Source organism: Sphingomonas ginsenosidimutans (genome assembly GCF_002374835.1).
Lineage (GTDB): Bacteria > Pseudomonadota > Alphaproteobacteria > Sphingomonadales > Sphingomonadaceae > Sphingomonas > Sphingomonas ginsenosidimutans.
Genome location: NZ_NWVD01000013.1, coordinates 1 through 11,168, shown reverse-complemented (window position 1 = coordinate 11,168; position 11,168 = coordinate 1). Strand labels below are relative to the sequence as shown.

The 11,168-nt window shown below is 64.9% G+C and carries 14 protein-coding genes and 1 pseudogene; all 15 read right to left on the bottom strand.

Annotation, left to right across the window (positions count from 1 at the left end):
• Window positions 1-13: 13 nt before the first annotated feature.
• Complete coding sequence (locus tag COA17_RS16950) at window positions 14-787, bottom strand: hypothetical protein (RefSeq protein ID WP_056433022.1); 774 nt, start codon at window positions 785-787, stop codon at window positions 14-16.
• 5 nt (window positions 788-792) lie between these two features.
• Window positions 793-966: a hypothetical protein gene (locus COA17_RS19485; RefSeq protein WP_156361063.1), complete on the bottom strand. Its 174-nt coding sequence runs from the start codon at window positions 964-966 to the stop codon at window positions 793-795.
• Between the two features lie 155 nt (window positions 967-1,121).
• Complete coding sequence (locus tag COA17_RS16945) at window positions 1,122-2,552, bottom strand: ISNCY family transposase (RefSeq protein ID WP_056433019.1); 1,431 nt, start codon at window positions 2,550-2,552, stop codon at window positions 1,122-1,124.
• Between the two features lie 280 nt (window positions 2,553-2,832).
• Window positions 2,833-3,573 (bottom strand): arsenical resistance protein ArsH, encoded by a 741-nt coding sequence (gene arsH, locus COA17_RS16940; protein WP_018251259.1) that lies wholly within the window; start codon window positions 3,571-3,573, stop codon window positions 2,833-2,835.
• On the bottom strand, window positions 3,573-4,004 hold the full coding sequence (arsN2, locus tag COA17_RS16935; RefSeq protein ID WP_018251258.1) for an arsenic resistance N-acetyltransferase ArsN2: 432 nt from the start codon (window positions 4,002-4,004) through the stop codon (window positions 3,573-3,575). Before arsN2 ends, arsH begins: the two co-directional genes overlap by 1 nt.
• Entirely contained in the window at window positions 4,004-5,290 is a 1,287-nt protein-coding gene (locus tag COA17_RS16930; RefSeq protein WP_043061442.1) for an arsenic transporter, read from the bottom strand. The genes arsN2 and COA17_RS16930 overlap by 1 nt, the downstream gene beginning before the upstream one ends.
• On the bottom strand, window positions 5,290-5,718 hold the full coding sequence (arsC, locus tag COA17_RS16925) for an arsenate reductase (glutaredoxin) (RefSeq protein ID WP_018251256.1): 429 nt from the start codon (window positions 5,716-5,718) through the stop codon (window positions 5,290-5,292). Before arsC ends, COA17_RS16930 begins: the two co-directional genes overlap by 1 nt.
• Before the next feature lie 11 nt (window positions 5,719-5,729).
• Entirely contained in the window at window positions 5,730-6,062 is a 333-nt protein-coding gene (locus COA17_RS16920; RefSeq protein WP_018251255.1) for an ArsR/SmtB family transcription factor, read from the bottom strand.
• Between the two features lie 78 nt (window positions 6,063-6,140).
• Window positions 6,141-6,491, bottom strand: a complete 351-nt coding sequence (locus tag COA17_RS16915) for a DUF3147 family protein (protein WP_018251254.1) — start codon at window positions 6,489-6,491, stop codon at window positions 6,141-6,143.
• Between the two features lie 30 nt (window positions 6,492-6,521).
• Entirely contained in the window at window positions 6,522-7,439 is a 918-nt protein-coding gene (locus tag COA17_RS16910) for a cation diffusion facilitator family transporter (protein WP_018251253.1), read from the bottom strand.
• Complete coding sequence (gene copM, locus COA17_RS19955; protein ID WP_231376782.1) at window positions 7,439-7,696, bottom strand: CopM family metallochaperone; 258 nt, start codon at window positions 7,694-7,696, stop codon at window positions 7,439-7,441. Before copM ends, COA17_RS16910 begins: the two co-directional genes overlap by 1 nt.
• Window positions 7,632-7,871, bottom strand: coding sequence for a hypothetical protein (locus tag COA17_RS19950; protein WP_018251251.1), 240 nt, complete (start codon window positions 7,869-7,871; stop codon window positions 7,632-7,634). Before COA17_RS19950 ends, copM begins: the two co-directional genes overlap by 65 nt.
• Window positions 7,868-8,551, bottom strand: a complete 684-nt coding sequence (locus COA17_RS16900; protein ID WP_018251250.1) for a ZIP family metal transporter — start codon at window positions 8,549-8,551, stop codon at window positions 7,868-7,870. Before COA17_RS16900 ends, COA17_RS19950 begins: the two co-directional genes overlap by 4 nt.
• A 25-nt stretch (window positions 8,552-8,576) precedes the next feature.
• Window positions 8,577-10,922, bottom strand: a pseudogene (locus tag COA17_RS16895) (efflux RND transporter permease subunit); the annotation flags it as partial.
• 18 nt (window positions 10,923-10,940) lie between these two features.
• On the bottom strand, window positions 10,941-11,168 hold a 228-nt coding region (locus tag COA17_RS16890), incomplete at its 5' end, for a transposase (RefSeq protein WP_141397124.1).

Below are 11,168 nucleotides of genomic sequence, written 5' to 3'. Positions count from 1 at the left end.
ACCGTGAGGCTGGTCAGCTCCGTTCAGCCGCGTCCTCTTGTGCGACGGCCTCAACATCCGCAGCTGGCGCCTGCACGACCTCCAGTGCCACATTTGCAATCTCGGCCGCTGTCACCTGCAATTGGGTGATCGGCGTCGAGCTTGTGTCGACCCGGTCTAGGCCGCTCTCAGAAATTTTGACCAGGAAACGGTCGACGTCGTTGAGGATGACCAGCTTGATCGACTGGTCTTCGTCGAGCGCGAGCTGCTGAACCGTGCCCTCATAAGCCACGATGAAGCCGTCGTGGCTGGTCTTGGTAAGCACATAGGCGACGACGAAGGAGTCGCCTTTTTTGACCGCCTGCACGGCGGGGTTGAGCCATCCGAACGCGATGGGGTCCGTCTTGCCACTCACGGCGTCGCGCTGCACGAGCCACTGGGCGACGACGCCTGTCACCACGCCGATGAGGAGCATCGCCAATAGCCATGCTTCCAATGCAAAGTCTGTCGCGCCTCGAGCATCGGAAGCACCCCGCAACAAGGCGCGGTATATGTTGGGGTCGAAGCCGACACCGACACAGAAGCCGGTTGTCTGACACCAGGCCGTTTGCAGAGCGAAGAAGCCCGTTCCTAGCAGATGTCCTACAATGGTGCCGAAGACCACCATGAACAGCGTAAGGGTGGAGTTCGGTCGATCCGGCGACGGGCTCAGGAAGTCGGTTCGTTCGCCGGCACGCCAGCCAGCCCAGAAGCACAGGCCCGGGAAGATCAGCAGCAGAACGAGAAAAAGCGAGTAGCTGAAGGCCAAGCCGGTTATGCCGTGACGGGAATTGAGCCGTCCTGCTTGTCGCTATCGGTGGCCGCGTTAGCGCTCACGACGTACACGCCGTTCTCGACGCGCGACGCCTGTCGCACGGCCTGCCATGTGCCGTACCTGCTTTTGACCCGGCGGGCCAAACGCATCGAAGTGCTGGTATTCACGCGCATCCTGGTCCTCCAACGCCTAAGATACATGTTGGTTCGCCCAGCGTCCACCCAGGCTGAGGGGACACAGGGCACTCCCGTGCAGGCTTTACCGCGTGTCTGCTTAGAAGCACTCAAAACTCCATCGCGTTTGAGGCGCCGACAGGCACAGCCTTCGGTCATCCGATGTGTTGGCGGACATACTCGCCCAGGCCGCGCGCGACGAGGTCGTCGTTGGAGAGGCGAGGGCCTCGCTTCAGGCGCTGATTGCCCAGTTTGCGGCGATCCAGCTTAGGCCCAGGGGGGACGGGCGAGGGGGCCTTGAACATCCCGCTGGGCTGAGCGGTACGCGCGGGCTCGTGGTTGTTGCGCTTGGCGTGGTGCGGCTGGACCTGCTGGATGGCATGGGCGAGCGCCAGAGCGGCGTCCAGGTGTTTGCTGTCGACCACCGGCGCTTGGTTCACCCTGCGCATCTTGTCGAAGACGCGATAGGGCAGGGTCTCACCCTCGTGCTGGATCTCGAGCCGGCCGTCCGGATATTCGCACACATCCACCTTCTTGCGCGCGAGCCCCTGTGCGACCAGGGTCGGCTCCAGGATGAACATCGCCTTGTTGTAGTGGAGGGTGAGGGCGCCGGTGACGGTGCGCTGCTCGCGCCATACCATCTCGGCTTCGAGGTTCTCGTGGATGGCGAGCGGCCGGTGCAGATCGCGCGGGTCGAACGGCGCCTTGGCGAACCGTTGGTTGTGCTGCGCCATATAGGAGGGGAGGAAGGCGTTGGCTTGGTCGATGGTGTCGATGCGGTGGAGCCGCATCGCCTTGACGAGCCGGTCCTGCAGCGTCGCGTTGGCCCGCTCGACGCGCCCCTTCGCTTGCGGCGAGTTCGCGCAGATCAAGTCGATGTTCAGCCGGTCCAACGCGCGTCCAAGATGGGTCATGCCGTCGCCATTCGCCGAGGCCGTGTTGTTGCGGAACGCACTGTGCTTGTCCGTGTAAAAAGCGACCGGCTTGCCGTGCCGCTCGAGGTACGTGCGCGTCGCGCGCATGTAGGAGAACGTGCTCTCGCTCTCGACCATCTCGAGGTGCATCAGCTCGCTCGTGGCATCGTCTATGAACACCAGCAGCGTACATTGCGGGCCGCGGCCCTCGAACCACCAGTGTTTCGAACCATCGACCTGGACCAGCTCACCGCGACAGTCGCGCCGGTAGCGAGGCTGGTAGGGGCGAGGGCGCCTGGCGGCGCGGTCCTTCCAAAGCCCGGCTTCCATCATGATCTGCCGGAGCGTCTCGCAAGACAAGCCAAGGCCGTGGCGCTCGGCGAGATACTCGCGCGCGAGCGTCGGCCCAAAGTCGGCATAGTTTTCTCGCACCAGCGCGACCACCTCGGCGCGAAAGGCATCGCTGTAGCGCCGATTGCTCGGTCGCCCACGTTTGCGCGACACGAGACCCGCAGCGCCTTCCTGTCGCAGGCGATCGAGCAGCCGGTAGATTTGCCGCCGCTGTAGGCCCAGCAGCTCCATCGCGTCCGGGATCCGGATCTCGCCGCGGTCGAGCCGCATCAGCGTGTTGAACCGGGTGATCTCTGCAGCACTCATCGTCAGCACCGTCATACCATGCGCGTCCTCGTTGCCGAGGAAGGCTATGACACCGGCGATCCGCTGACAGCACCGGCAGTGCCGTTTCTATCTAGCAGGATGGTGTCATTTGTATCTAGCGCTTACAAACGTACAAGATTGATAACATAGATTATGTAAAATCTGGTCGTGGTTTACGCTGTTAATTGGCCTCGCTTGGCTTCGAGCTGGGTCGAGTGAGCCAGCGCGGCGAGAGCTTCATCACTTCGCAAGCATCGGAAATAGTCAATTCTTTTAGGCAGTTCAGTTGTGAGACCTACGGCGCAATCGCGATGCTGGACAGGTCCATCGCAGTATTGATCGGCACCCCGGCTTCCTTTCGCTCTGAATAGCGATCGACCAGTTGCACAGTATGCGCGCGCAGCAGCACCGTGAACCGCACCAGCTCCTCCATCACATCGACGATCCGGTCATAGTAGCTCGATGGCTTCATCCGTCCGTCGTCATCGAACTCATTGAACGCCTTGGCGACGCTCGACTGGTTCGGGATCGTCACCATCCGCATCCAGCGACCCAGCACGCGCAGCGTGTTGACGCTGTTGAACGACTGCGATCCGGCCGACACCTGCATGACCGCGAGCGTCCGCCCCTGCGTCGGGCGCATCCCGCCCATCGACAGCGGCAGATGGTCGATCTGCAATTTCATGATGCCGGTGATCTGCCCGTGACGTTCCGGGCTGCACCACACCTGACCCTCCGACCATAGAGACAGCTCGCGCAGCTCATGGACGGCCGGATGGTCGTCGCCGGCATGTTGGTCGGGCAGCGGCAGGGCCGATGGATCGAAGATGCGCGTCTCGCAGCCGAAGAACCGGAGCAGGCGCGCCGCTTCCTCGACACACAGCCGGGAGAAGGACCGTTCGCGCAGCGAACCATAGAGCAGAAGGATACGCGGCGCGGAATCGAGCGGGCCAAGCCCCAGCGCCGGCCGCTGGATGGCATAGGCGGGATCGAGTGCCGGCAGGGTATCGGGATCGGCAAGCGTGCGGAGCGGCATCAGAGAGCTTTCACGAGATAGGCGGCCGACGCCGGGCATAGCGCGGTAAACTCGCGCGATGCGGCGACGGCCGGGGGAGCAGCGCCGCGATCTGCGTCGGCATAGCCAAGCGCCCGGAAGAATGGCGCGGCCGTCGTCGTCAGCAGATGGAGGCGACGCACCCCGAAGTCGCGCGCCTGTCGTTCGAGGGTGGCGACCAACGCCCGCCCCAGGCCATGCCCGCGGCGATCGGCAAGGATGACGATCGAGCGGAGCAGGCGGTCAGCCCCTTCCCCCTCCAGGCCGCCATAGCCGACGAGGCTATCGGCCTCGAACCGGAAGAACAGGCGGCCAGGGTCGGCGAGGTCGGCGCTCGGTAGGCTCGCAGCGTTGAGGAACCATGCCAACCCGGCCAGCTCGGCGGGTTCGAGTGTCGTGATGGTCAGTCCCATCACGCGAGGCTGATCCGGATCGCGAGCGCCGCGAGCGTGATGAGCAACACCGGCACGGTGAGCGTGACGCCAACACGGAAGTAATAGCCCCATCCGATCCGCACGCCCTTCTGTCCAAGGACGTGGAGCCACAGCAGCGTCGCGAGCGAACCGATCGGCGTCAGCTTGGGGCCGAGATCGCAGCCGATCACGTTGGCGTAGATCATCGCTTCCCTGATCGCGCCCGTGGCGTGGGTGGCGTCGATCGAGAGCGCGCCTACCAGCACGGTCGGCATGTTGTTCATCACCGACGACAGGACGGCCGCGATCACGCCCGTACCCAGCGCCGCGCCCCACACGCCCCCTTGCGCCGTGCGATCGAGCAGCGCCGCCAGATGATCGGTCAGGCCGGCGTTCCGCAGGCCGTAGACGACGAGATACATGCCGAGCGAGAAGATCACGACCTGCCAGGGTGCGCCGCGCAGCACCTTGGCCGTTGAGATCACCTGGCCCCGCCCCGCGATCACCAGCAGCAGGATCGCGCCGGCAGCGGCCACGGCGCTGACCGGCACGCCGAGCGGTTCGAGCAGGAAGAAGCCGGCGAGCAGCAGCGCGAGAACGATCCATCCGGCGCGGAAGGTCGCGGCATCGCGGATCGCGTCGCGCGGCGCGCGCAGCGCTCCCACGTCATAGTCGGTCGGTATGTCGCGCCGGAAGAACAGCAGCAGCGCGCCCAGCGTCGCGGCGATCGACACGAGGTCGACCGGTACCATCACGGCCGCGTATTCGCCGAACCCGATCTTGAAGAAATCGGCCGACACGATGTTGACGAGGTTCGACACGACCAGCGGCAGGCTGGCGGTGTCGGCGATGAACCCGGCGGCCATGACGAACGCCAGCGTCGCCTTGTCCTTGAAGCCGAGCGCCCGCAGCATGGCGATGACGATCGGCGTCAGGATCAGCGCCGCGCCGTCGTTGGCGAACAGCGCGGATACCGCCGCGCCGAGCAGCACGATCAGGACGAACAGCCGACGACCATGCCCCCGGCCCCAGCGGGCGACGTGGAGCGCGGCCCATTCGAAGAACCCGGCTTCATCGAGCAGCAGGCTGATGACGATGATCGCGACGAACGCAGCGGTCGCATTCCAGACGATGCCCCACACCACCGGCACGTCGGACAGCGTGACCACCCCCGCGAGCAGCGCCACGACGGCCCCGCCCATCGCGCTCCACCCGATGCCGAGTCCCTTGGGTTGCCAGATGACGAGCGCGATCGTCGCGACGAAGATCAGGACGGCAAGGAGCATCAGGCGACGCGCTGGCCCGAAGCATCGACCACCTTCTCCCCGTCTTCCTTCGCGAACGCGCCGAGCTGATCGCTTGGCAGCAGATCAAGCACGGCATCGGACGGCCGACAGAGCTTCACGCCGAGCGGCGAGACAACCAGCGGCCGGTTGATGAGGATCGGATGCGCCATCATCGCATCCACCAGCGCGTCGTCGGACAGCGACGTGTCGCCCAGGCCCAAATCGGCATAGGGCGTCCCCTTCTCGCGCAGCAGCTCACGCGGCCTCATGCCGGCGCGGTCGATCAACTCGACTAGCAGCGCGCGTGCGGGTGGGGTTTTCAGATATTCGACCACATGCGGCTCGATGCCGGCATTGCGGATCATCGCCAGCGTGTTGCGCGACGTGCCGCACTCGGGGTTGTGATAGATGACGATATCGACGGCCACGGGATGTCCTTTCAGCAGCAGGGGGCGAGTTCGGCGACGAGCGGCGCGCACAGCTCCGCATTGCCGGCGCAGCAATCCTTGACGAGGAACAGCGTCAGCGCGCGCAGGCCGTCCAGATCGGCACGGTAGATGATCGAGCGGCTATGCCGTTCGGAGCGGACCAGACCCGCACGGGCGAGGATTCCGAGATGCGCCGACATGGTGTTCTGCGGCACGTCGAGCTGGCGGGCGATATCGCCTGCGGCCATGCCGTCCGGTTCGTGCCGCACCAGCAGGCGGAACACGTCGAGGCGGGTGCCCTGTGCGAGTGCGCCCAGCGCAGTGATAGCCGAGTCGTTTTCCATATATCCAGCATAGCGGATATATGGCGTTGGTCTAGTGTGCGTTGCCTCTCAACATTGCGGGAGACCTGCGCTGATGGCCTATAACCGCAGGCCGAGGCGTGGACCAAGGCATACCAGGCCGAGATAGAGCAGGATGGTAAGGAGGCACCCCGCGCCCAGCGCTAGCCAGAATGGTACGTTGCGCCCGAGCAACGCGGGGATCAGCAGGAACATCGGTAACGATGGCAGCACGAACCAGAAAGTCGCCCCGGCGTGAGACGCCATCAGCACCCGATCTTGGGTGTCGCGCCACAGCCAGATCATTCCCAGCACAGAGACTAACGGCAACGATGCGACAAGTGCGCCGACGCCGGGACTGCGCTTGGCGATCTCCGAAACCGCCGCGATAATCGCACCGGAGATCATTGCCTTGATGACGACATAGAGCATACCGGTTGTGACTTTCGATCGCCGAGATGGCTAGCGATGAAGGTGCTGGTCATCCTCACAGGCTTGCGATGGCGCTTCGGTCTGGATCGTCGAATGTTCGATCCCGAACCTCTCGTCGAGTGTTCTGGTCACTGCAACCCTGACGCTATCGGGATCGACGCCCTCGCCGAGCGTCACATGGGCGGTGCAATTGATCTCGTCCGAAGCCATCGACCAGACGTGCAGGTCATGAACGCCGGCGACACCCGGAATGGCGGCGATCGTTGAACGGATCTCCGGCAGCTTCAACCCGCCGGGGACACCTTCCAGCAGCACGTTGATCGTTCCCTTGAGCAGAACCCAGGTGCGCGGCAGCACCCACAGGCCGATGCCGATGGCGATGACTGGATCGACCCACGTCCAGCCCGTGAACCGTATCGCGAGGGCACCAAGGATGACGCCGACCGAGCCGATCATGTCGGCCCATACTTCCAGGTAGGCGCCTTTGACGTTGAAGCTTTCGTCCTTGCCGGCGGTCAGCAGACGCATCGATACGAAGTTCACGACGAGGCCAATGACCGCGACGATCAACATGCCGGTCGACTGAATCGACTGCGGCTCGCGGAAGCGCTGGATCGCCTCGTAAAGGATATACATGGCGACGACGAACAGCAGGATCGCATTGAAGGTCGCGGCGAGGATTTCCAGTCGTTTGTAGCCGAACGTCCGCTTGTCGTCGGCAGCCTTCTTGCCGAGATGGATCGCCATCAACGCGATGACCAGACCGGCGACGTCGGTCATCATATGGGCTGCGTCGGACAGCAGCGCGAGGCTGTTGAACACGAAGGCGCCGACCACCTCTGCCACGAGATAGGTCGCCGTCAGGGCAAGCGCCCATCTGAGCATCTTGGCGTTGGCGCCGGCCGTATGGTCGTGGCTGTGCCCGGCTTCGCCGTGATCGTGTGCCATTATCGCGTCCCCTTCTTTGTGGCTTGCCGTTCGGCGAGCCAGGCCTGCATCTTCACGATTTCGGCCTGTTGGGTCCGGATCACCTCCTCCGCCATCGCGCGCACCTTCGGATCGGTGCCGTTGGCAAGCTCGGCGCGAGCCATATCGACCGCACCTTCATGGTGCGGGATCATGCCCCGAAGGAAGTCGGTATCAGGATCGCCGGTCGACGGCATCGCCATGCCGGCCGTGCCGTGCGCTCGATCCGTGGATGGCATCGGTCGCACCGGACTCGTTCGATCCGAACTGGCCCGCCGGCTTGCCGCCGGAACACGCAGACAGGGCAATCGCAGCGGCCAGAAAGGACCATCGCGCCGTGGTGATCGACATTTTCTTCTCCTTACGGGATGGATCGCGGCGCACATCGACACCGCTCAAGGTCAGGCCGGTCACATCGCGATCTCCTCGATGAGCAGCAGTGCGAGAAAGCCGACGAAGAACATCGCGCTGATGAGCGGAGAGTCCGGTTTCTCGTGCGCCTCGACCAGCAGCTCCTCGGTGACGAGGTAGAGCAGCGCCATCAGGCCGAAACTCAGGAATCCCGTGATCCACACCGGCGACAGCAGCGCCACGGGCTGCACGACGAGTGCGCCGATCGGCACCAGCAGCGCAAGCGCGCAGGTTAGGCCGATCGCCTTCATCTTGCGATACCGGCTCGTCAGATCATTGGTGAGCGTCAGGGCCAGGAACAGCACTTCGAGCGTCAGCGCGACCGCCAGCAACGTGCCCGCCTTCTCGCCGGCGATGAAGGCCAGACCCAGAACCAGGCCGTCAATAGCAAGATCGAGCCCGATCGCGGCGAGCAGCGCCACGGGGCCGTCAAACCGGCCTTCCGCCGCCTTGAGGCCCAGCATTACCGCGACGCCGATCGCACCGCCGATCAGCGTCGCAGCCGGCGATCCCCCGTGCATCACCAGCGGCAGGATTTCGGTCGCCGCCGCGGCAAATACGACGCCGGCTGCAAGGTGCTGCATGGCGGCGACCAGCCTCTCGCCGGGTGTGCGCCACCCGGCGAGAAGCGCGCCGATCATGATCGCGATCATGGGGATCAGTGCGAACTTGAGCGCCGCCATCGTCAGTCCCCCCTGCCAGACGCGATCATGCGGGTTGCGGCAGCGGCGCGCCGTCGTCCGCCCTATCCGCGTCGTCGACCTTGACCGCTTGCTGCCCGAACCGGGCGTAAAGCGTCGGCAGCACGAACAGCGTCAGCAGCGTCGCCGAGATCAGGCCGCCGATGACGACGGTCGCGAGCGGCTTCTGCACTTCCGCGCCGGCTCCGCTGGCGAATGCCATCGGTACGAAGCCGAGACTGGCGACCAGCGCGGTCATGACGACCGGGCGCAATCGCTGGAGCGCGCCCGTCCGCGCCGCTTCGGCCCGGTCCATGCCCGACCGGATCAGCTCCTGCACCGAACTAACCATGACGAGGCCGTTGAGGACCGCGATACCCGACAATGCGATGAATCCCACCGCGGCCGAGATCGAGAAGTCCATGCCGCGAACGAACAGCAGCAGCACGCCTCCCACCAGCGCGAAGGGCACGCCGGTGAAGACGATCGCCGCATCGCGTACCGATCCCAAGGCCCCGTAGAGGAGCAGCAGGATCAGCACGAAGCACGCCGGCACCACGAGTTTGAGCCGCTGGCTGGCGGATTCGAGATTCTCGAACTGGCCGCCCCATTCGAGATAGCTGCCCGCCGGCAGGCGCACGCCGGCGACCGCCGCCTGCGCATCCGCGACCACGCTGCCGACGTCGCGTCCGCGGACGTTCGCCTGGACGACGACGCGGCGCTTGCCGTTCTCGCGGCTGATCTGGTTCGGCCCGTCGACGACGCCGATATCGGCGACGCTGGACAGCGGCACATAGCCACCGCCGGCGACCGGCACCTGCACCTGTTCGAGCAGCCCCAGGTCGGCGCGCTCGGCGTCCGACAGGCGGATGACCACCGGAAAGCGCCGGTCTCCCTCGAAGATCATGCCGGACTCGCGACCGCCGAGCGTGGCGGTGATGGTGTCCTGCACATCCTGCGCGGTGACGCCGACCCGTGCCATCGCGTCGCGGTTGACGCGAATGTCGAGCATGGGAAGTCCCGTCGTCTGTTCGACCTTCACGTCAGCCGCTCCTTGCGTCCGGCGAAGGATGCCGGCGATCTGTTCGGCGGTGCGGTTCATGGAGGCGAAGTCGTCGCCGAACACCTTCACCGCGATGTCGCCGCGCACGCCGGCGATCAGCTCGTTGAACCGCATCTGGATTGGCTGCGTGATCTCATAGGCGTTGCCCGGGAACTGCGCGAGCTTCGTCTCCAGCCGCTCGACCAGCGCGGCCTTCTCCAGTTTGGGGTCGGGCCATTCCGCATGCGGCTTCAGGATGACGAACATGTCGGTCGCGTTGGGCGGCATCGGGTCCGAAGCCAGCTCGGCCGTGCCCGTCTTGGAGAAGACGAACCGCACCTCGGGTTGCTTCGAGACCATGCGCTCGATCGGCACCTGCATCGCCTGGCTCTGCTGCACCGATGTCGCCGGAATGCGCAGCGCCTGGATGAGCAGGTCGCCCTCGTCGAGCTGGGGGAGGAACACCTGTCCCAGCGTCGTGAAGGCAAGCGCCGCGGCGACGAGGCTGACGACGCCGGCGCCGATGGTGATCGACGGTCGCTTCATCGCCTTCTCAAGGCCCGGTTCGTAGCGCTGCTTCAGCCACGAGATGATCCGCCCGTCCTCCTCGTTCACCCTCCGCGACAGCCAGATGGCGATCGCCGCAGGCACGAAGGTCAGCGACAGGACGAACGCGAACAGCAGCGCGATGATGACGGTGAGCGCCATCGGCACGAACGTCTTGCCCTCGACGCCGGTCAGCGTCAGCAAGGGCACATAGACGAGGATGATGATTGCCTGCCCGTACACGGACGGACGGATCATCTCGCGCGCCGCGGTCGCGACCGCCTCCAACCGCTCCTTGACGCTCAGCAGGCGACCTTCGTGATGCTGTTGCTCGGCGAGACGCCGCAACGCATTCTCGACGATGATGACGGCACCATCGACGATCAGCCCGAAGTCCAGCGCGCCGAGCGACATGAGGTTCGCCGAAACCCCCAGCCGTAACATTCCGAACCCGGTCAGCATCATCGTGACCGGGATGACCGCCGCGGCGATCAGCGCGGCGCGGAAGTTGCCGAGCAACAGGAACAGCACGACGATGACGAGCAGTGCGCCTTCGCCGAGATTCTTCGCCACCGTCTTGATGGTGGAATTGACCAGGGCTGTGCGATCGAGGACCGGCTGCACCACTACGTCGGGTGGCAGCGAGGCGTTGATCGACTTCAACCGATCGGCGACCGCGGTCGCGACGTTGCGGCTGTTCTGTCCGATCCGCATCACCGCGGTGCCGACGACGACCTCCGTGCCGTTCTCCGACGCCGATCCCATGCGGATCGCCTGACCCGTCTTAGGGTCAGGACTCATTGGTCATAGCCAGAAGATGACGGTGGCCGCGAGGGCGACGGCAGAGAAGAAGACGGTTGGGCAGCGGTCGTAGCGAGTTGCGACGCGGCGCCAATCCTTCAGACGGCCGAACATGATCTCGATGCGGCTGCGGCGCCGGTAGCGGCGCTTGTCGTATCTGACCGGCTCGTTGCGCGATCTGCGGCCCGGGATGCAGGGCTGGATGCCTTTGGCTTCCAGGGCGTCTCTGAA